The following is a 24,591-nucleotide window of genomic DNA, read 5'->3' on the forward strand; positions in this document are numbered from 1 at the left end:
CTTCAATGAGCAAGGAAACCAGCAATCCCTTTCGCATCGGTCCCCGGATTCTGGCCGGCACCACCCTCGGCTTCCTGCTGGTTGCCGGTGCGGGAGGCTGGGCTGCGACGATGCAACTGTCCGGCGCGGTCATCGCGCAGGGCCAGATCGCCGTGGACCAGCAGATCAAGGCCATCCAGCATCGCGACGGCGGCATCGTCAGCGAGATCGCCGTGCGCGAGGGCGATCTCGTGAAGGAGGGGCAGGTCCTGCTTCGCCTCGATGACGCACAGACCCGGGCCGAACTGTCCATCGTCAGGGCGCAATTGCTCGAGCTGACCGTCCGCAGGACCCGCCTTCTGGCAGAGCGCGATCTCCTGGCGGAAATCGAGTTTCCCGGCGGTCTCGATCTCGGCCATGCGGAAAGACGCCTGCTTGTCTCCGGCGAGAGGCGGCTGTTCGAGGGCAATCGCCTCAACCGGGAAAGCCGCAAGCAGCAGCTCGAGTTGGGCACTGTCCAAGTCGCGAAGGAGATCGTCGGGCTGGAAGCCCAGCGCAGCTCCAAGTCCGATGAGATCGCCCTGGTGGAGGAGCAGCGAGCAAAGCTCGAAAAGCTTGCCCGCCAGCAACTGATCGAGCGCGCGCCGCTTTATTCGGCGAACCGGGATTTCGCTCGGCTCCAGGGCGAGCAGGGTGAGATCGACGCTGCCATTGCCCGTGCGCGCAGCAAGGTGAACGAGATACGTCTGCAGATCATCGCCATCGACGAGACCGCCCGGACGGAAGCGCAGCGCGAGCTGACGGCTGTCGAGACCAAGCTGTCCGAGCTCCAGGACAGGCAAATGGCGATCTCCGACCGCCTTTCGCGCACCGAAATACGCGCGCCGCTTTCCGGCACGGTCAACGAGCTCAACATCCACACGATCGGCGGCGTCATCACGCCCGCCGAAGTTCTGGTGACCATCGTTCCCACGAATGCGCGGCTGAAGGTCGAGGTCATGTTGCAACCAACGGCCATCGATCAGGTCGAGCCCGGCAGTTCGGCACGGCTGCGCCTTACTGCGCTGAACCAGCGCACGACCCCAGAGCTTTTCGGCTTGGTATCCCACGTCTCGCCCGCTACCACGCGCGATGCCGCCAGCGGACAACTCTACTACAAGGGTGATGTTGAGATCAAAGAAGGAGAACTGGCCAAGATTGGCCAGAGCCGGCTCATTCCCGGCATGCCGGTGGAAGTCTATGTCACGACCAGCGAACGAACCGCTCTGTCCTATCTCGTCAAGCCGATTGTCGATCAGTTCAGCAAGGCGTTCCGGGAGCGCTGACCCATCCGATCGCTGGTGGTAAGGCTATTGGCGTTTGCCGCTTCGCGTGTATCCTGCCGAGGGGAAACGGGAACGGATGCCATCTGTCATGGAGGAGCACGAGAGAGGGAACGGCTGGTTTTCGGGCTTGAGCCTGTCGGGCCAGTTTCTGGCGGCGGCGGCCGTGGTTTTGTGCCTGTCGATGGCCGTGCTCGGGACCTGGATCAACCGGCAGGTCACGCGAAGCATCCTCGCGGTATCCGGTTCGGCCGGGGCCGCCTTTCTCGATGCCTTTGTCGAACCACTGATTCAGGATATCGGCCCGGACGGCCGGTTGCCGGCCGGGAGCCACAAGGCGCTTGATGCCCTGCTTTTCGATGATCAGCCCATCCGAAGAAGCATCATTTCCGTCAAAATCTGGCAGCTCGACGGTACGGTGATCTACGTCAACAAGCCGAAGGACCTAATCGGTCAGAAATACACCTCGACGGACGTCACCAAGGCAGCAAGCGGTGAAATCATCGCCGAGTTCGATGACATGACGAGTGGCGAAAGCGCTCACGAGCGACAGCTCGGTCTGCCCACGATCGAAGTCTATGCACCCTTGCATCGCAATACGACCGGAGAGGTAATCGCCGTCGGCGAGATCTACGAGAATGCCGAGATTCTCGCCGCGCAGCTCGAGCTCAGTGTGATGCGGACGTGGATTGTCGTGTGCTTCACCACCCTGGTCATGCTCGCGGTGCTCTATCTCATCGTGCGCCGTGGGAGTCGGCTGATATCGTCCCAGCGGGCAGAGCTCCAGGCACGCTTCCGGGATTCGCAACAGCTGGCGGCAACGAACGAGGATCTTCGCTTGCAGGCCGAGCGTGCCAGACTGGACGCCAATGCGGCCAATGAAGAGCTGATCGGGCGCATAGGCCTCGACCTCCACGATGGTCCGATACAGATTCTGAGCCTGTTGATGCTTCGGCTCGGTAGGCTCCGCAAAGACGGATCGGCAAGGGAAAATGCCGCCAATGCCGCAGTCATCGAGGAACTGACGGCCGGTGTCATCCATGAACTGCGCGTTCTGTCGGCGGGGCTGGTGTTGCCGGAGATCGGTGATCTTGGGGTAGGAGAGGCCATCAGGCTCGCCGCCGAGCGCCATGAGAATTTGACTGGCACCCGGGTCGACGTCGTGTTCGGCGATCTCCCGGAGCATGTCACAGGCGCCTTGAAGATCTGCATCTATCGCATCGTCCAGGAATCGTTGAGTAACGCGTTCAAGCATGCTGGCGGCGCCGGGCAGCGCGTTCGCGCTGAACTGAGAGGCGCAAATATCGGATTGCAGATATCGGATAGCGGTGGTCTTGCATCGGAGTGCAGGTCACCTGCCGGCGACGGGTCCAGGCTTGGCCTCCGCGGCATCCAGAGCCGCGTCGAAACCTTCAGCGGCACGCTCGTCATTCGATCGGACGCCGGCGGTACGGTGGTCGATGTCGAATTGCCCATCAGCAAGCTGGCTCTGATCAAAGCTGGCTTTAGGAACGTTCCCGTGCTGTGAACGGCCTCGGAATACCTTCAATTGAGGAAACCGTTGCCCTTCTGACTGCTCGCCTTTTCGGCGGCGAAACCGCCAAGTTCTTGCGCTGCGAGCACGACCTCTACCCGGTTGCGGGCATGCAACTTCTGCATCAGGAGCGTCATGTAATGTTTCACCGTTTTTTCGCTTATTTGGAGACGGTGGGCAATCTCCTTGTTTGTTCTGCCGAGCAGGAGGAGCCGGACGATCTGATCTTCGCGCACGCTCAACCTGACTGCCTGCGACGGCGGCCGGGGCATCGCCGACGCGCGAAGCGCCGAAATCACCTTACTGGCAAAGCTCGGCGTGATGAACGTCTCGCCAGCGAGCACTGTTTCGATCGCCTGCATCAATTCTTCGTCCGTGCTGCCCTTCAGCACATAGCCGATGGCCCCGGCCTCGAAGGCCTTCACCGCATGATCGATGCCGGCGGAGGCGGTGAAGACGATGACCTTGGTTTGAGGCGCGACTTCGCGGCTGTGATGGATCGCCGCAAAGACGTCCCCCGGCATGTTCAGGTCGAGCAGCAGTATATCGGGATGCATTGTTGCCGAGACTTCGACGACATCGGATGCACAACGCCCCGTGCCAATCACCTTGAAGCCCGGCATATCGGAAAAGATATGTGCCAAGCCGCCTAGCAGCACCGGGTGATCATCGACAAATGCTATGGAGACGACTGCCATACATGAAGCTCCCCTTTTTACAGGTATAAATTGTACCTTCAGTGCAGATTGACGTAAACCGATAAGTTAACACATGGTAAATTAAAGTCATGGTAGTGGCTCCTACATCCCTGCCTCGTCCGTTCTTCAGGGCGTCCGGAGCACTGACCCTTCGAGTGATGCCGCTCGTCTCGACAATGTTGCGCTCCAATTTGCTCGGGCGCGGGTTTCGCGCTTCAAAAAACGCGGTACCCGAGGCTCCATCGAGCGTTGCATCGGCCGCCGGCCCGGTTTCATGAATCTCGCGAGAAATATCGCTCCGCGTAGCTCTCGAACTCTGATCGGTGCTTGTCGACCTCGCCGGCGATGTGAGTCTCCAGCATATATCTTGCGAATGCGTCCGTGCAGATGGATCGCGACTGAACCAACGGCGGAGGTGATCTCGTCATGCATGTTTCTCACTGCCGATAGCTCGTGAGCTTGGAACACGTCATCGCTAGAAGACATTCCCAAATGACTAGCCCGCGTCGGGGACCGGAACCATTGGAAAACCGATCGGCTTCATGCCGCTAACCTCTACAGTTCGGGTTAACGACGCTTTCGACCGGATCGCCACTTGGTGGGGGTAGCCGGTTGGAAGAGGTGACTGCGATGAAATATGAGAACGCCATGTACATTATCTACGATGTTCTAAAGAAAAGCGTTCTTGTGGAATTCAGGGAGGGCGTCGCCCTATCTGGAGGGCCTGTTTTTGACTCAGCGCGACGCCATAGGGGCCGGCGAGAATCTGTGTCGGACGTTGGGCTGGGTGCCAGAGCAACGCAGGACGGGGCCGTCTTCCATGAGCAATATGCGAAATTTGAATCCCTTATAGAATGTGTAAGCCAATCTGGGTAACGCGGGGAAATCGCTCACCAAAATCTACTCGCGACTGTCCACTGGCGTAGCCTGCGCATGACCGATAGGCCGGCCGCCAGCCTGGCGCCCGACACCGGCTTTGGCATGCAGCGAGAGCGCGCCAATCTCGCCGGGGAGATACGATCCGCCGGAATGCGATAGCCCAACCGATAATAAGCCATGGCCAGGAACAGCGACGTACTCGACCCGGCGCGGAAGCTCCACCAGAGTGCGTCCTGGCCCAGCATGCCCTGAAAGGCATAGGCGAAGGTGGTGCGCACGTAATGTCCTGAACATCGTGCATGGGTGTCAGGAGCGAGGCGCATTCGTGACGGCGCTCGATCCTCATGTGTCCACCCGAGGGGAGGTGGGGCACATCTTCTGACGGTCCTTGGCATGGTCGCCCAAATGGAGCGCCGCTTCATAAAGGAGGGCAGAGGGAGGGAATCGAGCGAACCAAATCCGCTGGCGCCTACAAAGGCAGTCGCCAGCGTATCGATCGGGCATTGGTTGAAGAACTCAATCGTGAAAATCTGGGCGCCTCGGTGAATGCTGAGAGAGCATCGTGCTCCCGCATGCAGGTCTACCGCGTATCCTGCCCGCTCAACCGAGCAAGTTCGATGATCCAGTCTTTCGTCTGCTCAACGGAGAAGCGTCGCCGCGGGGCGGATTTTGCCACGAGAAACTCACGGTAGCTGCTCGTCCTCTCGTCGATCGGGAGTTTTACCAGGTCGCCCTTCTCCACAGCCTGGTGGACATAGGGGTGCCAGCCCAGTGCGACGCCGTGCCCGAAACGTGCGGCTTCCAGCACCATGGCATAGGTAGTTAGCCTCCGGATGATCGGGCTCCCTCCCGCTTCCAGCCACGTATTCCAGTCCATCAGGGGGCTGGTATAGTTTTCGAGCTGCAGTAAGGGCACACGGCTGAGGCAATTGGGTCCCTGAATAGCGTGGGCGGCGACGAAGTCTCTCGACGCGACGGGATAAACCCGTTCTTCCAAAAGTGGATAGCTCTCGACATTCGGCCACGAGCCGGTTCCAAAGCGAATTTCGAGATCGAAATCGTTGTTGCTGAATTCTGGCAGTTCATCAATGCAAACGAGATGCAGGCGAATATCGGGAAAACGTGCATAGAAGGCGCCTAACGCCGGCATCAGCCAAAGCGAGGCGGCCGCGACGTTGACGCGGAGCGAGACGACGCCGTCGTCCTCCCGCGGCAGCGCCTTTGCCGCATGTTCGATACTGCGAAACGCGGTCGCGACTGCGTTCTGGAATTGCTGCCCGGCGGCGGTGAGCCGGATTCGCGTTCCCTGCCGTTCGAACAAGTCGGTTCCCAGCGCCTGTTCGAGTTGCTGGATGCGCCGGCTGACCGCAGGCTGGGCGACGAGCAATTCGCGCGCCGCGCGGCTGAAATTGCCGTGCCGGGCAGCCGCTTCGAATGCCACAAGGTTATCAAGTGTCCCGACGGTCTTCCTCAGATCGCTCATGCAAATCCCAAATGGCGCGGAAATCTCGTGTCTTTCGACGCTGCCTCTTATAACCTCATCGTATAAGGACTATCAGATTTTTCGTCGTTCTCCCAATCGGCATTTGACCGCAAGCTCTTGTTCGGCGCGCTGAATACGCCGCACGAGAAAAAAGGGGACGGACATGAACAGACTGAAGATCATGGTGGCTTCCACGCTGCTGACGCTCACCACGCTGTTGGCGCCCGCTGCGAAGGCGCAGGAGGCGGTCGATACGGTCGCGCAGATCAAGGAGGCAGGTGTGCTGAAGGTCGGCATGGCGGACTCCGTGCCTGCACAGCAGAAGAACCCGGTCACCGGTGAGTGGGAAGGATTCAACGTCGATATGGCGAAAAACCTCGCCGAGGTTCTCGAGGTGAAGCTCGAGATTGTCGATACGACCTGGTCGACGATCATCCCCTCGCTGGTCCAGAAGCAGTTCGACATCGCCATGGTGGATATGTTCCGGACTCCGGCGCGTGCCGTCACGGTCGATTTCACCGACAGCTACATGACCACCGGCAATACCTGGCTGGTCGGCGCCGATGTGGACGTGACCGACTGGAAGCAGTTGAACGATCCGAAATACTCAGCTGTCAGTATCGCAGGCATGGCCGCGGTTGCGCAGAGCGATCGTCTTCTGCCCGAAGCGCAAAAAAAGGTGATCGTCTCGGACAACGCTGTCGCTGGGCAGCTTGAAGTCGCCGCCGGTCGTGCCAGCGCCCATCTCAGTGACCTCTTGCAGAATGCCTTGTTCATGAAGGCCAACCCGAACGCCAAGGTCAAGGTGCTGGGAGCGGATGCGCCCATCGAGGCGACGGGCTATTCCTATGCGGTACGGCCGGGCGACTATCACTTCCACGCTTTCCTCAACACCTGGATCGCATACACCAACACGACCGGTTTCATCTCACAGACGAAACTGAAGTGGTACGGCATCGAGTAAGTGGTCTCGCACGCGATGTTCGATTTGCTCGCTCCGTACATTCCCGCGCTGACGCAGGGATTTGTCCTGACGTTGTTCTACTTTGTACTCGGAGCCATCGGATCGATGGTTTTGGGGATGCCTGTGGCCTTGGCCCTGGGCAGTTCCTCCGCCATCATCCGCCTTCCGAGCGTCGCCTTTGTGGAGTTCTTCCGCAATACACCGCTGCTGGTGCAGTTGTTCTGGCTCCATTTTGCCCTGCCCGCACTAACGGGGTTCAACACCACGGCACAGCAGACCGGAGCAATTGCGCTGGTGATCGTGATGACTGCCTATATGGCAGAAGTCTACCGCGCCGGTTTCAATTCCGTGGCGAGGGGGCAGCATGAGGCGGCGCTGGCGCTCGGCCTCAATCCACGCCAGCGGTGGCGGCTGGTCATCATCCCGCAGGCGCTCGCCATGACTATGCCGGCGATCGGCAACACGCTGGTCAGCCTCCTCAAGGCGACGGCGATCCTCTCGATCCTGGCCGTGCCAGAATTGATGCGCACAACGTCGCGCATCAGCGACTACACGGCCGATCCTATTCTTTTCTACTCCCTCGCCGCCCTGATCTACATCGGCTCCGGGCTCGCGTTAGCGGGTGGTCTCCACAGGCTGGAAGTGCGGCTCAATCGTTGGAGGCACCGGTAATGTTCGACTATCAAATCGTCGTTTCGGCTTTCCCGGCCCTTCTCCAGGGCCTTGTCACGACGGTGCTCGTCACCATCGCTGCCTTTTTGCTTGCGACGGGCCTGGGTACGCTGCTGGGAGCCGCGACCCTGTCCCCGCGGCGCTCAATGTCGAAGGGCGCGTTGGGGTTTCTGCACGTCGCCCGGGCCACGCCGGAGATGATCGCGATCTTCTGGGCCTACTACTGCCTGCCCATCCTGCTGGGCGCCAACCTTTCCGGTCTGACCTGCGGGGTGCTGGCGCTTGGCCTGATCGGTGGCGGCTATATGGCGGAGATCGTGCGCGGCGGCATCCTCGCCGTCGACCGGGGGCAATGGGAGGCCGCCCGGTCGCTCGCCATCCCGCGACCGGTGATCTGGTTCCGCGTCATCGCGCCCCAGGCCATGCGCAAGATGCTGCCGGCCGTGGTCAACTACTTCACCGATCTTCTCAAGGCGACGACGCTGCTCGCCGGCATCGGGGTGGGGGAGGTTGCCTATGTCGCCTATCTCAGCGGCTCGGCGTCGTTCCGCTATCTCGAGCCGCTGACGGGCGTCGCGATCCTCTTCTTTCTTCTCATCTTCCCGCTCAGCGTGATGGCGCGCCGCCTCAACGCCCGCGGCTCCAGCCATTGAAAAGTTGCCATCATGAACTCAACCGCTACAGCTTACCTGCCGTTCGACGCCGTCTGGAAAATGCGGATTGACCACCCGTACTCCTTGTTCGTCAGGGAGGGAGCGACTCTCTGGTCATGCGGTCAATGCCCGCTAGACAGCCTGGGGAACGTCCTGCATCCCGGCGATCTCCTGCGTCAGGCGGATGCTGTGACAGGCTTTATCCGCCGCTTCCTGGGTGAGATGCATGGCCAAACCTCCGGCATCGGCCGCCTCGTCGTCTACTATGTAAAGACCGCGCCGGGCGATGCTGCGCGCCTGAAGGACTTGTTCCGCCGTGAATTCGGCCAATCTGTTCAGGTCGTGCCGGTGGCCATCCCGCATTTCTACTACGATGGGATGCTGATCGAGGTCGACGTGTTTGCCTCGGATGAGAAGGCGGAAGGCACCTCCTTTGTCGATGGAGAAACTGGGTTGACGCTGGAGGTATCGGATGCAGGTCCGTTCGTCTGGGCGACTGTTTCGTCTCCGCGATCTGCTTTCAAGGACATCGGTTCCCGGTTGAAACGGCTACTCGTCCGCGCAGATCTTTCATGTGAAAACCTGCTTGCGGAGCAGTGGTTTCTTCCGGTCGGCTGCGAACTCCCCGACAGGGTCTTATCTGGGGATGACGATCGCGTGGCACAAAATGCTGTGCGGGTCTCCGATGCCGAGGCAGAGATCGTGGCGGAACTAACATTTGCCAAGGCTGCGGTCGCAGGCGGTTGGCCACAGGTGAATGTCCCCGACACGGATCATTTGTCGATGTCGTTGCGTGCGGCGGGTGGGCATTTCCATCTGACGGCGCTCGACGCCTCGCCCAATCGCGGCCTTGTCGAGCAGACAGCAACCATCATGAAAGCGGTCGAGGCGTTGTTTGCCGCGGCTGGGGTGAGTTTCCGGGACGTACGGAAGGCGACCACCTATTACGTTGCCGGCAGCTCGGCCGACGAACTTCATGACAACATGTCGGTCCGCAACGGCTACTACGCGAAACCAGGTCCGGCGTCGACCGGCCTGCCTGTCGAAGGTTTGGCGGTTTCGGGCGCGCGGATCTCGATCAGCATGCTTGGCGTGATGTCGCATGACCGCTGAACGGTTTCACGTGGCGGGAGAGGAGATCGTCGTTCATCGTTTCGGCACCCCCGGCGCCCGGCCGAAAGTCTATCTGCAGGGTGCCCTTCATGCCGGTGAAGTCTCGGCGACAATGGCACTCGTCGACCTGGTCGGCCTGCTCGAGACGGCAGACGCTGCCGGTGAGGTTTGCGGCGAGATCATTGTCGTGCCGCATTGCAATCCTCTTGGGGCAAAGCAGTGCGGGCAGTCTCGCGCGTGTCGGCACGCCCGTCGAACGCCTGCAAGCGGGCTTGATGACATTGGCCTGGGGATCCGACATGATTGTCGATGTCCACGCCGACATGGAAGCCCTGCTTCATCTCTATACGTCCGAGATTTCCTGGCCGCTATTCCGGCCACTCGCGCAGAGATTAGATGTTCCCGTCGTCATTCTCGCGAACAAGTCGGCGGACCGTCCGTTCGACGAAGTGCATGGTGAGGCGTGGGACACCATCAACGCACATCTCGGCGAAGGCGCTGGCCGGTCCGGATTCCGAACGGCCGCCTGCACGCTAGAGCTACGCGGACTTTCCGATGTCACACCGGAACTTGCGGCTACGGACAGTCGGGCGTTGTGCGATTTCCTCCTTCAGTCGGGCGCATCAATGGGCGCCACCCAAGCTTCCGCGGATGCAACCGCCTTCGTCACTACGTTGGATGCGGTCGAGGCGGCAATAAGCGCGATCACGGGTGTGGCCATTCCCCTGAAGCCACTCGGAGCAAAAGTCGACGTCGGCGACGTGGTTGCAAGGCTCTACGATCCGTTCGAACCTGACCCGGGCCAATGTTGGCAGGATGTTGTCACAGAAATGGAAGGCATCATATTCGCGCGATGGCATCAGCGAGTGATTCAAGCCGGAATGACCGTCGTAAAGATAGCGGGCTCGGAGAGGAAACGTTCTGCGGAAAGAGTGCTCTTGCGTGATTGAGGATATGCCATTGAACGAAGTGGCCGCTGGTTCGGATCTCCTCAAGAGCTTTCCTGGTCTTCAGGCACAACACCGTAAGCTGTTCGTTGCCGGACCACAGCAAGAGCTGGTGGCATCACTTTTCTCTTCCAACCACCGATCGCGAGGCTTGCAGCTTGATGGCCGCGCCGTCAGCGTGACCTCGAATGTGCCGTCGGCTAGCCGCGGTAACGATGCGCAATATTGCGCCATCGGCCGGTTTCCATCGCTGACCTCGAAGGTGAGCTTGGCCGCCGGATCGAGCCGGACGTGATCAGAAACCTTGCGGATGATGGCGGAGAACTTGCCCGCCGGCATATGGCTCCGGCCGTCCTCATCGATATCCTAGAGCTGGATGAACATCTCCGACCAAGCTTCCGGGTTGGCGCCACAGTCGAGTGCCGAGAACGCGCCCGCCTTGACCTCGGTGACTTGGTAGCCTGCCTTCACTGGCTGCCCTTCGTACAGAAACACCAGCGGCGCTTCCGGCACGGCCGCCAGCCCATCGAGAAGCTGGCCCAGCGTGATATCGGAGGAAAAGGCCTTGTCGATTGTGGTCATGTGCGCTACTCCTATTGTTCAATAATTCAAGGATTGTTGAAATATGGACGAGCGTCAAGCCCTCACGTCGTTTGCGGCTCTATCGCAGGAAACACGTCTCGCCATCGTTCGCACGCTGGTCGTCGCCGGACCGGATGGGCTGGCTGCCGGCTTCATTGCCGAGCGCATGGGCGTCTCGCCCTCGAATGTGTCTTTCCATCTTAAAGAGCTTGAGCGATCGGGCCTTATCACGCAGCGACGGGAATCCCGTTCGATCGTCTATAGTGCCAGCTACGATGCGCTGGCCGACCTCGTGAAATTCCTGATGGAGGACTGCTGCGCTGGCCATCCCATGATCCGCGAGGGTGTGCAGCGGCCCGATGGTTGCTGCAAGACGGATGTTGCCCGGAGCGAGGGCGACATCGTTGCGTAATGCAAACGTTCCCGTTGGCATCGTCGCCGCGCTCGGCCTGACCCAGATCATCGGCTACGGCACCCTCTACTATAGCTTCAGCATTCTGGCGCCCGGCATGGCGGCGGATCTCGGCATCACCGTCGCACAGGTGTTTGCTATCTTCTCCGCGTCACTCTTCGTCGGCGGTCTCTCGGCACCCTACATAGGTCGGCAGATGGATGGTGTCGGCGCATCGACCGTCATGGCGATTGGCTCGGTGCTGTCCGCCTTGACCTTGATCCTCTGCGCTTGGTCGCCATCGGTGGCGATCTTTGCACTGGCCATCGTCCTGTTGGAGATATCGTCCGGCATGGTCCAGTACCAAGCCGCTTTCGCGGCACTGGTCGAGGCCGATCCCCGGTCCGCATCGCGGAGCATTACCTATCTCACTCTGATCGCCGGTTTCGCCTCGACGATCTTCTGGCCGATTGCCACGGCGCTGCTCGGCTATCTCTCGTGGCGGGAAATCTATCTCGTCTATGCCGGGCTCAATCTTGTTGTTTGCATGCCGTTCCACGTCTGGATCATGCGGAAGGGAAAGGTGGCTGCGGCCGGCGGACTAAGGCCGATGCGCGAGCCTGTCGTCGGGGCTGTTCCGCGCGAGCGTCGGCGCAGTGCGGTGATCGTCGTATCGGCTGCATTCGCGCTGCTCAGCTTCACCCTTGGCGCGATGCTGGCGCATATGGTGCCGATGCTCGGAACGCTCGGCTTCGGAAGCGCCGCCGTCGTCATCGGCTCGCTGTTCGGCCCGGCACAGGTTCTCAGTCGCCTTGTCAACATGATCTTCGGCACGCGGCTTTCCCTGCCGGGCCTTGCGGTTCTCTCCGCGGTCTTCATGGTGCTGAGCGTCGTCATTCTGGCGCTGTCCGGCAACTGGCTTCCCGGCGCGGTCGCCTTCTCGATCTGCCTCGGCCTCGGATCGGGCATCAACAGCATCGCACAGGGCAGCTTGCCGCTCTACCTGTTCGGCTCGGATGGATATGGCGCGCTCACTGGCAAGATGGCGGCGGCAAGGCTGGCTGCCGGCGCTGCGGCCCCCTTCGCCTTCGCCGCGACGATGGAGCAATTCGGTATAGTCGCATCGCTTATCCTGAGCGCAGCCCTCGGCTCTGTCGGCATAGTAGCCTTTGTTGCGGTCGCGACGGCGACCAAGCGGACGCTCGTCGCTGCCTCGACCCCCTTAAATTGAATGTAGCGATACGCGCCTATCAAGCTCGGCCGCCTGCTCTTTCCGCTCGCTGTAGCGGTCAGTGAGATAGGCGGAAGCATCGCGCGTAAGAAGGGTGAACTTCACCAGCTCCTCGCACACATCCACCACCCGGTCGTAATAGGACGAGGGCTTCATCCTGCCATCGGCGTCGAACTCCTGATAGGCTTTGGCGACCGAGGATTGGTTCGGGATGGTGATCATCCGCATCCAGCGGCCGAGAATGCGCATCTGGTTCACGGCATTGAAGGACTGGCTGCCGCCCGAGACCTCCATAACGGCAAGCGTTTTGCCCTGCGTCGGTCGGACCGATCCGACAGAAAGCGGAATCCAGTCGATCTGAGATTTCATGATGCCGGTCATCGCGCCGTGGCGTTCGGGGCTCACCCAGACCTGCCCCTCCGACCATTGCGAAAGATCGCGCAATTCTTGCACCTTCGGATGGCTCACCGGCGCTTCGTCAGGCAGCGGCAGACCCCTTGGATCAAACATGCGAACCTCACATCCGAGCCTTTCTAGCAGCCGGTGGGCCTCGAATGCGAGCAGGCGACTATAGGATACCTCGCGCAGTGAACCATAGAGGATCAGGATGCGCGGCCTGTGCATCGAGACTGTGGGACGCAGGGCGCCGAGATCGGTCGGGCGCAGGTGATCGCCTTGCAATGCTGGGAATGTATCAGGCAATGCGCTTTCCTTCCTGATCGAGAACCGGTTCACCGTCCTCCTTGAAGAACGGCCCCTTGAAGGTATCTGGCAGGATGTCGAGGGCGACCTCGGACGGACGCGCGAGCCGGGTGCCGAGCGGTGTCACGACGAAGGGGCGATTGATCAGGATCGGTGTCGCGACCATCGCGTCGAGCAACTGGTTATCGGTTAGGTTCGGGTTGTCGAGGCCGAGCTCGGCATAGGGCGTGCCTTTCTCGCGAATGGCTTCTCGGACAGTCAGGCCGGCATCTGCGATCATCGTCTCAAGCTGCTCACGGGTCGGCGGATGCTGTAGATACTCGATGACGACGGGATCCATCCTGGCAGCACGGATCAGTCCCAGCGTGTTGCGGGACGTTCCGCAGGCGGGGTTATGGTAGATGGTAACGTCCATGGTCAGTGCCTTTCGGTGACGGCAGTTCGGGAAACGGCAGGGGCGGCCTCGTACCAATTCTTCGAGCGGTTCACGATCCAGACGACCGACAGCATGACCGGCACTTCGATGAGAACCCCCACCACGGTGGCGAGCGCCGCGCCGGACTGGAAGCCGAACAGGCTGATGGCGGCGGCGACCGCAAGTTCGAAGAAATTGCTAGCGCCGATCAGGGCTGACGGGCCGGCAACGCAGTGCCGCTCGCCGGCCATCCGATTGAGCAGATAAGCGAGCCCGGAGTTCAGATAGACTTGGATCAGGATCGGCACGGCGAGCAGACCGATGACGGCGGGCTGCGCGATGATCTGTTCTCCCTGAAAAGCGAAGAGCAGAACCAGCGTCGCGAGCAGCGCCACTAGTGAAATAGGCTGCAACCTTGCCAGCACGCCATCCAGTGCCCGCGTCGTTCCTTCAGCGGTCAGCCGGCGGCGGATGACCTGTGCGATAATGACGGGCACGACGATATAGAGAGCGACGGAGAGAACGAGCGTATCCCATGGCACGGTGATGGCGGATAGGCCGAGCAGCAGGCCAATGATCGGAGCAAAGGCGACGACCATAATGGCATCATTCAACGCGACCTGTGACAGCGTGAACAATGGCTCCCCGCGTGTCAGGTTGCTCCAGACGAACACCATAGCCGTGCAGGGAGCCGCGGCGAGAATGATCAGGCCGGCGATGTAGGAGTCGATCTGGTCTGCAGGCAGGTAGGGGCGGAACAACCAGCCGATGAACAGCCAACCGAGGACGGCCATAGAGAACGGCTTGACAGCCCAGTTGATGAACAAGGTCACGCCGATGCCGCGCCAATAGGTGCCGACCTGCGCCAGAGACCGGAAATCGATCTTGAGCAGCATCGGAATGATCATCAGCCAGATCAGGATCGCCACGGGGATGTTCACCTTGGCGACCTCGGCCGCGCCGATGATCTGAAAGAGACCGGGCATGACATGGCCGAGGGCAATACCGGCGATAATGCACAGGAACACCCAGATAGTCAGATAGCGCTCGAACGTGGACATCAGGCGGACTTTCCCTGCGGCGATGTCGAACCTTCCATCGCACCGATCTGGCGAAGCTTCGTTTCGAGCGCCATGTGATCGATGGACGTTAGCGGCAGACTGACGAACGCCGCGATCCGATTCTTGAGGAAACGGGCTGCCTGAGCGAAGGCACGCTGGATCTCGACTTCCGAGCCTACAGCGGCAGCAGGGTCCTCGACGCCCCAATGGGCGGTCATCGGATGGCCGATCCAGACTGGGCAAGCTTCGCCGGCGGCGCTGTCGCAGACGGTGAAGATGAAATCCATCTGCGGCGCGCCGGGTTCTGCGAATACGTCCCAGCTCTTCGACGAGAAACCCGTCGATAAATAGCCCAACGCTTCCAGCTCCTTCAGGGCATGCGGATTGACTTCGCCCTTCGGCTGGCTGCCGGCGGAGAAGGCTTTAAATCGTCCGCCGCCCTCCTTGTTGAGAATGGATTCGGCGAGAATAGAACGAGCGGAATTGCCCGTGCAGAGGAACAGCACGTTGTAGGTCTTATCGGTCATGGTCGTGGTCCGTGGTTAGGTCGGCGGCCGGGTAAGCCTCATGATGGTCGCTGACGATGGGCAAATGGAGGAAAGCTGGCGGGTCGCCAGCACGGCTGCGGGAACGCTGTCCCGCTGGATTTCAGAAAATCCGATGCGCGTGAAGAACGGTGCTGCACTCGTCGTGGCAAGGAAGACGTCGCCGGCATGGTCGAGACCCGCCATCGCCCGCTCGACCAAAACGCTGCCCAGTCCTTGCCCCCGATAATAGGGAAGCACGACAACCGAACGGAGGAAAAAGTCATCACCGCAGCGCTCGACACCGAGGAAACCGATAGCCCGGCCATCCGATGACTGCGCCCTGTAGAAGGTACGCCCCTGATCCTCGATGTCATCCGTTGGCAGATGCGCTTCCGTCAAGGCTGCCTTGAGGCCAGCGTCGTTGCCCTCAATTCGCTCCAACGTGATCGCGCTCATGACAGCTTCGCCTCTGTGGTGCAGCAGGGTGTCAACTCGGCGATGAGCGGAGCGCAAAGCTCCGTCGATCCACCGCAGCAGTCTTTGAGCAGGAACAGCGTCAACTCGCGCAAGCCATTGAGGTCTGCCCGGTAGATGATCGACCGGCTCTGCCGCTCGCTCGTAACCAAGCCTGCCCGCGAAAGCGTCGCGAGATGCGCCGACATGGTGTTTTGCGGCACGTCGATGAGGCGGGCCAACTCGCCGGCCGGTATGCCATCAGGCTCGCGCCGAACGAGGAGGCGGAAGGTCTCCAGTCGTGTGGTCTGTGCCAAGGCGCCGAGCGCCGCTATTGCTGCAATATTATCCATACATCCAGAATAACGGATTCGTTAAAATTGTCAACCAAGTGTGGTTCCTGCGCTTCCAGTAAATGCTGGAAGCTTTTCCGATATTAAAATGGGGTGAGCGGATAGGGACGACAATGTGGCCCAGGTCCCCTGAGTGTCTTCAGGCCGGGTGTCGTGTGCTCTGTCCATTGTCGACCATAGCCCGCGGACCTTGATTCAAGTGCGTGTCGTCGACGGATTTTGTCCTGCGCCATTGCCTGTCAAAACTCTTCTGGTCGCACGTGCGGAAAAGCGGCGCCGGTCAGATGGCCAGTTGCTCGAAGGCTTTCGAGAGCATGTATCCTGCGACGACGAAGATGAGCAGGGCGAAGACGGTGTTGAGTGCGCCCTTTCTAGCGGCGAGTTTTCGCGCGGCGAAGGCGCCCAGCAAGCCGCCGACAACGCCGCCACCGATAAAGACGATGGCGAGTCCCCAGTCAACCAGGCCTGAATAGGCATAGTTGAGGGAAGTCGTCAGGCCGAAGGCGGTGACAGCGAGGAGCGAGGAGCCGACGGCGGAGAGGATGGGCATGCCGGTCGCGGTGATAAGGCCAGGCACGATGAGGAAGCCGCCGCCGATACCGAAGAAGCCGGAAAAGGCGCCGGTCAGTCCGCCGAAAGCGATCACCTTCGGGGCGTTCTCGCGGGAGCACTGCGCATTTGGGTCACCCTCCGCGCCGCGCCTTTTGAACATCAGCGCACCGACGACGAGCATCAGTAGGGCGAAAAGGATCAGCAGGTGCTGCCCATCGATCATCTTGCCGATGGAGGAGCCGACAAGCGCGCCCGCGATCCCAGCGAGGCTGTAGAGACCCGCGCAGCGCCATTTGACGTTGCCGAAGCGGGCATGCCCGAGAAGGTTGGCAAACGCGTTGACCGCGACTGCGAAGGCGCTGGTGCCGATGGCGAGATGCGGGTTGGGAACGCCGACCATATAGACCATAAGGGGCACGGCGAGAATGGAGCCGCCGCCGCCGAACAGGCCGAGGGTAAAGCCGACAAGTCCGCCAGACAGCCCGCCGAGGCCGTATTGAATGGGTTCCAGAAGCATGCCGCACCTTTCGCCGCGCGTTCAGGCGGCCTTGGTTCGGTGTGGTCGAAAAGTGTGCAAGGCGATGACCTTCTTTGCGGATTATCGGATCACCGCTGCGGGGCGGCCGAGCGTCAAGCGATAGAGGATCATGCCGGCAAGCATGGCTGCGACGAACAGGGCAGCCTCCCAGCGCCCCGTCGTCAGGGCCGCAATGGCGGGGCCGGGGCAAAGGCCGACCAGTCCCCAGCCAAGTCCGAACATCACCGCGCCGCCGATCAGCGCCCGATCCACGCGGCCATGTTCTGGAACGTAGAACCGATCGTCGAATGCCGGCGCATTTCGCCGCTTCCGGATCAGGTAGGCGAAGGAGGAAGGGATCAGTGCGCCGCCCATGACAAAGGCGAGCGAAGGGTCCCAATCGCCGGTGACATCAAGGAAAGCGAGGACGCGGGCGGGATTGATCATGTCCGACATGACGAGCCCCGCGCCGAAGAGGAGGCCGCTCAGGATCGCAGCAAGGGTTCTGGCGAACATCAGACGATGCCTCCCAAGACATGGCGGACGGCGAAAACCGTGAGGGCGGCGACGGTCATGAAGACCGATGTGGCGACCAGCGAGCGCTTCGACAGGCGTGCGAGGCCGCAGACGCCGTGACCGCTCGTACAGCCGGAGCCGAGGCGCGTACCGAAGCCGACGAGAAGACCGGCGACAATGAGCAGCGGCGCCGACGCGGGGAGGGCGATCTCGGCTTGCCGGAGGAAGGTCGAGGCAAGTGCCGTGCCAGCCAGAATGCCGCCGAGGAAGCCAAGGCCCAGTGTGCTGATGCCGGTGCCCGTGAGGCCGGCGGCCGATGCCGCAAGGCCCGAAATCCCAGCGATGCGGCCGGTCGTCAGCAGATAGAGGCCGGCCGAAAGGCCGATCAGCAGGCCGCCGGAAAGCGGCCAGAGGATGTTGAGGTCGGTCATGAGGTCACAGGACGTTGAGAGGGATCTTGAGATACTGCACGCCATTGTCTTCGGCGGGCGGAAGCTGGCCGCCGCGCATATTGACCTGCACGGACGGTAGGATCAGCTTCGGCATGGCGAGCGTCGCGTCGCGCTCGGTACGCATCGTGTAGAAGTCGTCCTCGCTCACGCCCTCGTGGACATGGACATTGCCGGTCCGTTCTGCGCCGACGGTGGTCTCCCAGGCGTAGTGATCGCGGCCGGGCGCCTTGTAGTCGTGGCACAGGAACATGCGTGCTTCATCTGGAAGCTTCATGAGGCGCCGGATCGAACGGTAGAGCTGGCGTGCGTCGCCGCCGGGGAAATCGCAGCGCGCTGTACCGTAGTCCGGCATGAACAGCGTGTCGCCGGGGAAGACGGCATCACCGATGACATAGGCCAGACAGGCGGGGGTGTGGCCAGGGACGTGAAGCACGGTCGCCTCCAGACTGCCGATCGAAAAGCGGTCGCCGTCGTTGAAAAGCTGGTCGAACTGGCTGCCGTCCCGCTGGAATTCGGTGCCGGCGTTGAAGATCTTTCCGAAGACCTGCTGCACGCGAACGATTTCGCGCCCGATGGCAAGTTGGCCGCCGAGTTCGGCCTGCAGCAGCGGCGCGGCGGAAAGGTGATCTGCATGGGCGTGGGTCTCGAGCAGCCAGTGCACTTCGAGACTTTCGGATTTTATGTAATCGATGAGCGCCTGGGCGGAAGCGCTCGTGGTGCGGCCCGAGGCCGGATCGTAGTCGAGCACGCTGTCGATGATGGCGCAGGCATTGGACTGCGGGTCGCGCACGACATGGCTGATCGTGAAGGTCTGCTTATCGAAGAACGATTTTACAACAGGGTGTTTTGTCGGATTTGCAAGGCCCGCTGCGGCCATGGCGCGGGCGTGATCGAGGGGGAAATCTGAAACGGTGCTTGGCATGGCTCGGGTTCTCCGTAGAGGGTGATTAATAGATATATATTTACAGTAATTATGCAAGTATGTATTTTGTGGAAATCGAAACCGACAGCCGTTATCACGGACGCCCGGCCTGCACCCAGGAATGCGATCATGACGGAAACGAACACCCACTCAGCCCGCCCACCGCGTATCGACGAGGCTGCGCCCGGATTCGCCGCGCGGTCCACCGCAGGTCCTGTTACGCTGTCGGCCTTCCGTGGGCGCTGGCTGGTGTTCTTCTCGCACCCGGCGGATTTCACGCCGGTTTGCACCAGCGAATTCATCGCACTCGCGCGCGCGACACCGGAATTCGAGAAGCTCGACTGCGCTCTGCTCGGCCTTTCCGTGGATAGCCTTTATTCCCACATCGCCTGGCTACGCGACATCGAGGGACGCTTCGGCGTGAAGGTCACGTTCCCACTCGTCGAGGATAGCGCCATGGTGATCGCGCAGGCCTACGGCATGATCGACGGGACCGCACAAAGCAGCGCGACCGTCAGGGCGACCTATGTCATCGACCCGGACGGCATCGTGCGCGCGATCGTCTGGTATCCGATGAATGTCGGGCGCTCGGTCGATGAGCTTCTGCGCCTCGTTGCGGCCCTGCAAACGGCCGAGCGCGAGGAGGCCTCGACGCCCGAAGGGTGGCGACCAGGCGAGACTCTTCTCGAGCAGGTACCCCTTGCCAACGAGGACGATGGCGCTCTGCGTGCGGGCGAGGCCTGGTATTATCGGGAGAAGCGGGCATGAGTGGGGCAGCGAGCGTTTCGCTGGAAACGATGATCGCCAAGGCGCCGGAAGCGGCAGATTTCATGCGCCAGTTCAGCAACGCCAATCGTCTCATGCTGCTATGTCAGATCGCACGCGAGGAAAGCTCGGTCAGTGACATTCAAGAGGCGCTCGGCATCAAGCAGCCGGCGCTGTCCCAGCAATTGGCGGAGCTTCGGCAGGCCGGCCTTGTCAAGACACGCCGGGAATCGCGTCAGATCTACTATTCCATCGCCGATGGCCGTGCCGAGGCGGTTATGGGATTGCTGTTTGAGCTGTTCTGCGGCAGTGAGGCGCCCTCATCCGCCGGGCTCGCGGAACGGCGAGACGGCGCGCCGGCCCCGGATGTGCTCGGAGATGCGGCTCATTTCGCCCGCATCGTTACTTCGGAATAGCCTGTCGGGTTGTCGAGGGCGACCAGTCTATTTGACCCAGACCGGGTCGCATGGCGGCGGGTTGAGGCGTGGAGCCCGGCGGTCTTCTTCATGTGGCCGGGAGCGGTACGGCAACAGGCTGGTTCCGTCCATACCTTCTAGCACGACATGAACCGGCTTCGGCTGCTTTCATCGAGAAGAAAGCGGGTGATCCCGCCAAATACCAACTCTCTGAGGCGACTATGTCCATATGCGCCCGACACTATGAGATCCGCACCGCTCTGATCGACAAATTGCAGCAGGCCGATCGTCTCATCCGCGCTTTTAGAGATATGGGATCTGGCTCTCACGTTGTGGCGGGCGAGGTACGAGACGACGTCCGCATTGCTCTTTCGCAGCGAAGCGTCGGGCTCGGAGCTGACCGAAACGACGATCACGTCCTGGGCCAAGGAAAGCAAAGGAATGGCATCGGCCACGGCACGCCGCGCCTCGCGTGTGTCCTTCCAGCAGACCACGATCTTGCCTGACGCTATCGGTTCTGCGGCGCGGCGCGCTACCAGCACAGGACGGCCGGCGCGCAGTGTGACGCCGGCTGGATCAGCGGTACTATATGAATCCCCTGAATGCGCACCTTCTGCTGCAGTCATGAAAATCAGGTCGGCGGCGCGGGCAGCTTCAACAATTGCCTCGGTGGGCGCGCTAATCTCCGCACGCCATTCGAGTTCGACCCTACCGGCCGCCGCGGCACGAAACTCTTGATGAACCTGCTCCATGCGATCTTCAAGGTCCCTGTACATTTGCTGCATGGCGCTCGTTGCTGCGAAGCTGGTCGCTTGCATGGCGAACGGAGAGAGGAGGGGCTGGGCAGCGCACAGACCAATCACCCGTGCGCCTACTTGCGATGCCAGCTCGACCGCAGCATGTGCAATCGGCTTGACTGGTCGATCGATGTCCAAGTTCAGGAGAATGGTACGATAGCTCACGGCTCTCACCTCCGCGGACGGTTGGAATACCATGAGACTAATTCCGGGTGCGCAATGCGCGTTGACACCGGTCAAACGGGGCCAGTTCAGGCTCCTCTTTTGACGCAGATCATCGCGGTATGCAGGTGCCGGGAGCAAGCTTTCCTTCATCGCATGACCATTCTGATGAAGGAGCTCAGAGATGTCGTTCAGGACCATACTTTCACTCATCGGCACGACAAACACCGAGGCGGATATCGATAAGGCCGTAGCACTGGCAGCAGAAATCGACGCGCATCTTTCCGTCATTGCGCTGAGAACGGCGATAACGCCGTTCGGGGCCGACTACCCGGCTGCGGCCGCATGGCTGAACGAGCGCCAAAGGGAGATCGACGAGGTAGTCGATGCTCGACGCATTGCTGATGAACGCTGCAGGAAAGGTGGCGTATCTTTCGATGTCGACCATATCTACGACGATCGCTTCATTATCGAGAGCAACATCGGCACGCGGGCAATGTATGCGGACGTGGTCGTCGCCGGTGAAGGTGTCCGCTCAGACACCGAGCTTCGCAAGGCTGCGATCGGGGCGACGGCGTTCAATGCCGGTACGCCTCTGCTCTTGGTGCCGAAAACAGGCCGCGCCACCCTCAAGCCGAAAAACGTCCTTCTGGCGTGGAATTCGCGTCCCCAAGCAGCCAGCGCCGCAAAGGCAGCTATCGAGATGCTGAAAGGCGCCGATACCGTTCGCCTCGTCGTCATCGATCCGGATTCGTCTTACTTCGAGAATGGTGGAGAGCCGGGCGCTGACATGGCGGCCTTCCTGTCGCGTCACGGTGCAAAGGTCGTGGTTGAGCAGATCGCGAGCGGCCAAAGATCGACTGAGGACGTGATCCGCCAACATGCGCTCGAACTCGGCTGCGACTTGATCGTCATGGGGGCCTATGGCCATTCACGTCTGCGCGAGCGCGTTTTCGGGGGCGTCACCGCTTCGATCCTCGAGGCCTGCGACGTGCCTGTCTTCATGGTGCGGTGAGACCTGGAGCGCCCCAATGCTCATATCGCATCGGGGCGTATCCTTGATCCCGTACCATTCAGGCATTTGTCAGGATGGCACCTTATTGCTGGATGCATTTCCAGTAAAAGGAAGCCGATATGAACATCCGTCGCAATATCTTCGCCGCACTTGCTATCGTTGCAATCACCTCGCCTGCATGGGCAGCGAATACCGTCAAGGTCATCGAAAGTGGCGAAGGCGGTGGTCCGATGACGCTCACGCTCGATCATCCCACGATAAAGGCAGGAGAGACGACCTTTGTTGTGCACAACGATGCGGTTACGGAAGAGCACGAAATGGTTCTGGTCAAGCTGAAGTCGGCCGATCAAAAGATCGATGTCGTCGCCTCCAAACATCGGGTGGACGAGAAAAAATTGAAGAGTCTCGGCGAAGTGGCGGATCTGAAACCGGGCACAGACGGCGAGCTGAAGGCGAAGCTTGCTCCTGGTTCCTATCTCCTGCTCTGCAATATCAAGGGCCACTACGAGGCGGGAATGCACGCCATGCTGACGGTGACGAAGTAACCGCATCCTTCGGGATGCCATCACACGAAAGAAGGCGAACCACGTCCATGGCTACGACCGCATCGCTCTCGTTTTCCCTTCCGCAGCGCATCTTGCACTGGCTCACAGCGGGGCTCGTCTTCTTCAACCTGTTGCTCCCGGACGGCATGAATGCCTGGAACAGGAGCATGAAGCAAACCGGCGCGGCGAGCGCCGAACAGGTTACAAGTGCCAATATTCATGCCTATGCCGGCATCGCGATCCTTGTTCTCGTCGCCGTTCGCCTTATGCTCCGGCACGTCCAGGGCGTGCCGGCTGCGCCCGCGGCCGAGCCAGCGATATTCAGGTCGGTAGCCAAGATTTCCGAATGGACGCTCTATCTCCTCCTGCTCGTGATGCCGCTCACCGGCGCCGCCGCCTATTATCTCGGATACGAGGTCGCAGGCGACCTCCATGCCGACGTTCTCAAAGCCGTTCTGTGGGCGGTTGTCGGGCTTCACGTCCTCGGGGCGCTGGCGCACCAATTCTATTGGAAGACGAATGTGCTTCGGCGGATGACGGTCGGTTGATCGTTCTCCATCCTGCCCCCGAAATGCCGGTGAAAGCGTTCGTCATAGCGTGGGAAGAACGCTGTGCACAGCAAAGGCCGTGACGCCGGCGGCGACCGTGAGGACGGCAAACGGCATGCTGAAAGAGGGCGGCCCAAGCAGGATGGCAATGACGGCGCGGCACAGGGCATTCGTTGCCATGGCGACAAGGAGTGCCTTTCCGATGACGTCGAGTGGCAAGACATCCCGGCCCGCTTGCAGGGCGGCCAGCACGGCGACATCCACGTCGACGATGCCCGTCAACGCGGTCGTGGCCAAAAGTCCGGCGCTGCCGAAATGGGAGACGAGAACCGCGCTGGCTATCGTGGCCGCCGCGAAAATCGCCGCGAAGACCAGCAGCGGGCCTATCTCGAAGGGATTGCTGGTGGGCACGTCCGCGAAGGGTCTGTCTTGCGGCCAGTAGAACAGCGCGAACCCGGAACCGGCGAAGACGACGGCGGCCGCGGCGGCGGCCGGACCGGCGGGAATGATCGCTGCCGGGTCGATCAGCAGGATCAACCCCATCACGCGCAGGATAGACACCGCCGCACCGAGCGCCGCAGCGCCGGCAAGCGGAAATGGATCGGCGGAGCGTTTTGCGGTTCGCGCCAGAACCATGGTGACTGCGGTGGACGAGACGAGGGAGCCGGCAATCGCGCTCAGCATGAAGCCCTTGCTCGCTCCGAAGATCCTGACGGCGATGTAGCCGAGGAACGAAAGACTTGCGGTCAGGACGGTGAAGAACCAAACCTTCCACGGATTGAGCCCTCCCCAGGGATCGATGGTTTCGTTCGGCAGGATCGGAAGGATCACCGCCGTCATGACGGCCAGCATCATTGCGGAGCGCAGTTCTATCCAGGTCAAGCGCTTCAGGAAGCGATGCAGGACGTTGCGGCTTGCAAGCGTGGCCGCGAGCGCTGCCCCTCCCGCCGCCGCGGCCTGCGCATCGCCGGCGACAGCCAGGCCACCGAGCGCGAAAACGCCAAGACCCGCCATAACAGTGGTCACGCTGTAGTCTGAATCCGAACGCGCTTCGCGCAGCTTGAACACAGCTAGCGTGGCGGCGAAGCCCAGAAAAGTGATTGGAAACACCATCGGATAACCAAGGGCACGAGCAACCGCCGCCAGCACGCCGCCAAGAAGCCCCGATATCCCGAAGGTTCGTATACCGGCGGTTCTGCTGCCTTCGGGGGCATCGCGCTCCTGCCAGCCGCGTTCAAGCCCGACCAGAAGGCCGATCGATAGCGCGATACCCAATCTGGCTATGAGTGTGTCCATTGAAAGAGCCATCGGCAAAGACCCGGTCAGCGCGAGGTGCGGCAGTGTTCACCCACATTCTAGAGGAAACGCCGCTTCCGGAATTGATCTTGCGCAAGGTGGGCGCGGCCGTTTGCGGGCTTATTCATC

30 protein-coding genes and 2 pseudogenes are annotated in these 24,591 nt (G+C 61.0%); 15 read left to right on the forward strand and 17 right to left on the reverse strand.

The window, feature by feature from the left end:
* The first annotated feature begins 5 nt into the window (after positions 1–5).
* On the forward strand, positions 6–1,304 hold the full coding sequence (locus tag DSD28_RS01855) for an HlyD family type I secretion periplasmic adaptor subunit (RefSeq protein ID WP_119254645.1): 1,299 nt from the start codon (positions 6–8) through the stop codon (positions 1,302–1,304).
* 88 nt (positions 1,305–1,392) lie between these two features.
* A complete protein-coding gene (locus DSD28_RS01860; RefSeq protein WP_162911185.1) occupies positions 1,393–2,829 on the forward strand; it encodes a sensor histidine kinase in 1,437 nt (478 codons plus the stop codon).
* Positions 2,830–2,846: 17 nt separating this feature from the next.
* Here the strand turns inward: DSD28_RS01860 and DSD28_RS01865 are convergent, their stop codons facing one another.
* Positions 2,847–3,533, reverse strand: coding sequence for a response regulator (locus DSD28_RS01865; protein ID WP_119254647.1), 687 nt, complete (start codon positions 3,531–3,533; stop codon positions 2,847–2,849).
* 890 nt (positions 3,534–4,423) lie between these two features.
* Complete coding sequence (locus DSD28_RS01870; protein ID WP_119254648.1) at positions 4,424–4,690, reverse strand: hypothetical protein; 267 nt, start codon at positions 4,688–4,690, stop codon at positions 4,424–4,426.
* Here DSD28_RS01870 and DSD28_RS26195 point away from each other — a divergent pair.
* Positions 4,690–5,104: pseudogene (locus DSD28_RS26195) on the forward strand (recombinase family protein); the annotation flags it as partial. The gene DSD28_RS01870 and the pseudogene DSD28_RS26195 overlap by 1 nt on opposite strands.
* Here the strand turns inward: DSD28_RS26195 and DSD28_RS01875 are convergent.
* Complete coding sequence (locus tag DSD28_RS01875) at positions 4,993–5,895, reverse strand: LysR substrate-binding domain-containing protein (RefSeq protein WP_119254649.1); 903 nt, start codon at positions 5,893–5,895, stop codon at positions 4,993–4,995. The pseudogene DSD28_RS26195 and the gene DSD28_RS01875 sit on opposite strands and share 112 nt — an antisense overlap.
* Positions 5,896–6,058: 163 nt before the next feature.
* On the opposite strand from DSD28_RS01875, the gene DSD28_RS01880 reads away from it, so the two are divergent.
* The 4 genes from DSD28_RS01880 to DSD28_RS01895 are packed head-to-tail and all read left to right on the forward strand — an operon-like array spanning position 6,059 to position 9,297.
* Positions 6,059–6,859, forward strand: coding sequence for a substrate-binding periplasmic protein (locus tag DSD28_RS01880; RefSeq protein ID WP_119254650.1), 801 nt, complete (start codon positions 6,059–6,061; stop codon positions 6,857–6,859).
* Between the two features lie 15 nt (positions 6,860–6,874).
* Positions 6,875–7,531, forward strand: a complete 657-nt coding sequence (locus DSD28_RS01885) for an amino acid ABC transporter permease (protein WP_162911186.1) — start codon at positions 6,875–6,877, stop codon at positions 7,529–7,531.
* Positions 7,531–8,184, forward strand: coding sequence for an amino acid ABC transporter permease (locus tag DSD28_RS01890; RefSeq protein WP_119254652.1), 654 nt, complete (start codon positions 7,531–7,533; stop codon positions 8,182–8,184). Before DSD28_RS01885 ends, DSD28_RS01890 begins: the two co-directional genes overlap by 1 nt.
* Before the next feature lie 12 nt (positions 8,185–8,196).
* Positions 8,197–9,297: a hypothetical protein gene (locus DSD28_RS01895; protein ID WP_119254653.1), complete on the forward strand. Its 1,101-nt coding sequence runs from the start codon at positions 8,197–8,199 to the stop codon at positions 9,295–9,297.
* Here DSD28_RS01895 and DSD28_RS26360 read toward each other — a convergent pair.
* Positions 9,263–9,598 carry a hypothetical protein gene (locus tag DSD28_RS26360; RefSeq protein WP_205536156.1) on the reverse strand — a complete coding sequence of 112 codons (336 nt, stop codon included), beginning with the start codon at positions 9,596–9,598 and terminating at the stop codon, positions 9,263–9,265. The genes DSD28_RS01895 and DSD28_RS26360 overlap by 35 nt on opposite strands.
* Here DSD28_RS26360 and DSD28_RS01905 point away from each other — a divergent pair.
* Positions 9,597–10,247 (forward strand): succinylglutamate desuccinylase/aspartoacylase family protein, encoded by a 651-nt coding sequence (locus DSD28_RS01905; RefSeq protein WP_281048085.1) that lies wholly within the window; start codon positions 9,597–9,599, stop codon positions 10,245–10,247. The genes DSD28_RS26360 and DSD28_RS01905 overlap by 2 nt on opposite strands.
* Before the next feature lie 60 nt (positions 10,248–10,307).
* Here DSD28_RS01905 and DSD28_RS01910 read toward each other — a convergent pair.
* Positions 10,308–10,826: pseudogene (locus tag DSD28_RS01910) on the reverse strand (DUF6428 family protein).
* A gap of 43 nt (positions 10,827–10,869) precedes the next feature.
* Between DSD28_RS01910 and DSD28_RS01915 the strand changes: the two are divergent.
* On the forward strand, positions 10,870–11,238 hold the full coding sequence (locus DSD28_RS01915) for an ArsR/SmtB family transcription factor (protein ID WP_119254656.1): 369 nt from the start codon (positions 10,870–10,872) through the stop codon (positions 11,236–11,238).
* A complete protein-coding gene (gene arsK / locus DSD28_RS01920; RefSeq protein WP_432430829.1) occupies positions 11,186–12,448 on the forward strand; it encodes an arsenite efflux MFS transporter ArsK in 1,263 nt (420 codons plus the stop codon). The genes DSD28_RS01915 and arsK overlap by 53 nt, the downstream gene beginning before the upstream one ends.
* On the opposite strand, the gene arsH is transcribed toward arsK, so the two are convergent.
* The 10 genes from arsH to DSD28_RS01970 all read right to left on the reverse strand — a co-directional run bounded on the left by arsH (position 12,440) and on the right by DSD28_RS01970 (position 18,918).
* The gene (gene arsH, locus DSD28_RS01925) at positions 12,440–13,168 is read right to left on the reverse strand and encodes an arsenical resistance protein ArsH (RefSeq protein ID WP_162911228.1); all 729 of its coding nucleotides are present in this window, start codon (positions 13,166–13,168) and stop codon (positions 12,440–12,442) included. The genes arsK and arsH overlap by 9 nt on opposite strands.
* Positions 13,143–13,565, reverse strand: coding sequence for an arsenate reductase (glutaredoxin) (arsC, locus tag DSD28_RS01930; RefSeq protein WP_119254659.1), 423 nt, complete (start codon positions 13,563–13,565; stop codon positions 13,143–13,145). The genes arsH and arsC overlap by 26 nt, the downstream gene beginning before the upstream one ends.
* Before the next feature lie 2 nt (positions 13,566–13,567).
* A complete protein-coding gene (gene arsB, locus DSD28_RS01935) occupies positions 13,568–14,626 on the reverse strand; it encodes an ACR3 family arsenite efflux transporter (RefSeq protein ID WP_119254660.1) in 1,059 nt (352 codons plus the stop codon).
* Positions 14,626–15,153, reverse strand: a complete 528-nt coding sequence (locus DSD28_RS01940) for an arsenate reductase ArsC (RefSeq protein ID WP_119254661.1) — start codon at positions 15,151–15,153, stop codon at positions 14,626–14,628. Before DSD28_RS01940 ends, arsB begins: the two co-directional genes overlap by 1 nt.
* Positions 15,154–15,168: 15 nt before the next feature.
* Positions 15,169–15,609, reverse strand: a complete 441-nt coding sequence (gene arsN2, locus DSD28_RS01945; RefSeq protein WP_119254662.1) for an arsenic resistance N-acetyltransferase ArsN2 — start codon at positions 15,607–15,609, stop codon at positions 15,169–15,171.
* On the reverse strand, positions 15,606–15,959 hold the full coding sequence (locus DSD28_RS01950; protein WP_119254663.1) for an ArsR/SmtB family transcription factor: 354 nt from the start codon (positions 15,957–15,959) through the stop codon (positions 15,606–15,608). The genes arsN2 and DSD28_RS01950 overlap by 4 nt, the downstream gene beginning before the upstream one ends.
* A 280-nt stretch (positions 15,960–16,239) precedes the next feature.
* Entirely contained in the window at positions 16,240–17,028 is a 789-nt protein-coding gene (locus DSD28_RS01955) for a sulfite exporter TauE/SafE family protein (protein ID WP_119254664.1), read from the reverse strand.
* A gap of 81 nt (positions 17,029–17,109) precedes the next feature.
* The gene (locus tag DSD28_RS01960) at positions 17,110–17,544 is read right to left on the reverse strand and encodes a DUF6691 family protein (protein WP_119254665.1); all 435 of its coding nucleotides are present in this window, start codon (positions 17,542–17,544) and stop codon (positions 17,110–17,112) included.
* Positions 17,544–17,975, reverse strand: a complete 432-nt coding sequence (locus DSD28_RS01965) for a YeeE/YedE family protein (protein WP_119254666.1) — start codon at positions 17,973–17,975, stop codon at positions 17,544–17,546. Before DSD28_RS01965 ends, DSD28_RS01960 begins: the two co-directional genes overlap by 1 nt.
* 4 nt (positions 17,976–17,979) lie before the next feature.
* Entirely contained in the window at positions 17,980–18,918 is a 939-nt protein-coding gene (locus DSD28_RS01970; protein ID WP_119254667.1) for an MBL fold metallo-hydrolase, read from the reverse strand.
* Between the two features lie 129 nt (positions 18,919–19,047).
* Here DSD28_RS01970 and DSD28_RS01975 point away from each other — a divergent pair, with 129 nt between their 5' ends.
* Both DSD28_RS01975 and DSD28_RS01980 read left to right on the forward strand, forming a co-directional pair.
* A complete protein-coding gene (locus tag DSD28_RS01975) occupies positions 19,048–19,686 on the forward strand; it encodes a peroxiredoxin (RefSeq protein ID WP_119254668.1) in 639 nt (212 codons plus the stop codon).
* Positions 19,683–20,099 carry an ArsR/SmtB family transcription factor gene (locus DSD28_RS01980; RefSeq protein ID WP_119254669.1) on the forward strand — a complete coding sequence of 139 codons (417 nt, stop codon included), beginning with the start codon at positions 19,683–19,685 and terminating at the stop codon, positions 20,097–20,099. The genes DSD28_RS01975 and DSD28_RS01980 overlap by 4 nt, the downstream gene beginning before the upstream one ends.
* Before the next feature lie 137 nt (positions 20,100–20,236).
* Here the strand turns inward: DSD28_RS01980 and DSD28_RS01985 are convergent, their stop codons facing one another.
* The gene (locus DSD28_RS01985) at positions 20,237–21,061 is read right to left on the reverse strand and encodes a universal stress protein (RefSeq protein ID WP_119254959.1); all 825 of its coding nucleotides are present in this window, start codon (positions 21,059–21,061) and stop codon (positions 20,237–20,239) included.
* A 181-nt stretch (positions 21,062–21,242) separates the two neighbouring features.
* On the opposite strand from DSD28_RS01985, the gene DSD28_RS01990 reads away from it, so the two are divergent.
* From DSD28_RS01990 to DSD28_RS02000, 3 genes are all read left to right on the forward strand, one after another.
* Positions 21,243–22,073, forward strand: coding sequence for a universal stress protein (locus tag DSD28_RS01990; protein WP_119254670.1), 831 nt, complete (start codon positions 21,243–21,245; stop codon positions 22,071–22,073).
* Positions 22,074–22,192: 119 nt separating this feature from the next.
* Complete coding sequence (locus tag DSD28_RS01995; RefSeq protein ID WP_119254671.1) at positions 22,193–22,618, forward strand: plastocyanin/azurin family copper-binding protein; 426 nt, start codon at positions 22,193–22,195, stop codon at positions 22,616–22,618.
* 47 nt (positions 22,619–22,665) lie between these two features.
* Positions 22,666–23,166: a cytochrome b gene (locus DSD28_RS02000; protein WP_119254672.1), complete on the forward strand. Its 501-nt coding sequence runs from the start codon at positions 22,666–22,668 to the stop codon at positions 23,164–23,166.
* A gap of 42 nt (positions 23,167–23,208) precedes the next feature.
* Here the strand turns inward: DSD28_RS02000 and DSD28_RS02005 are convergent, their stop codons facing one another.
* Positions 23,209–24,462: an MgtC/SapB family protein gene (locus DSD28_RS02005; RefSeq protein WP_119254673.1), complete on the reverse strand. Its 1,254-nt coding sequence runs from the start codon at positions 24,460–24,462 to the stop codon at positions 23,209–23,211.
* Positions 24,463–24,591 lie beyond the last annotated feature (129 nt).

The sequence above is a fragment of the Shinella zoogloeoides genome (assembly GCF_003574625.1).
In the GTDB taxonomy this organism is placed as follows: domain Bacteria; phylum Pseudomonadota; class Alphaproteobacteria; order Rhizobiales; family Rhizobiaceae; genus Shinella; species Shinella zoogloeoides_A.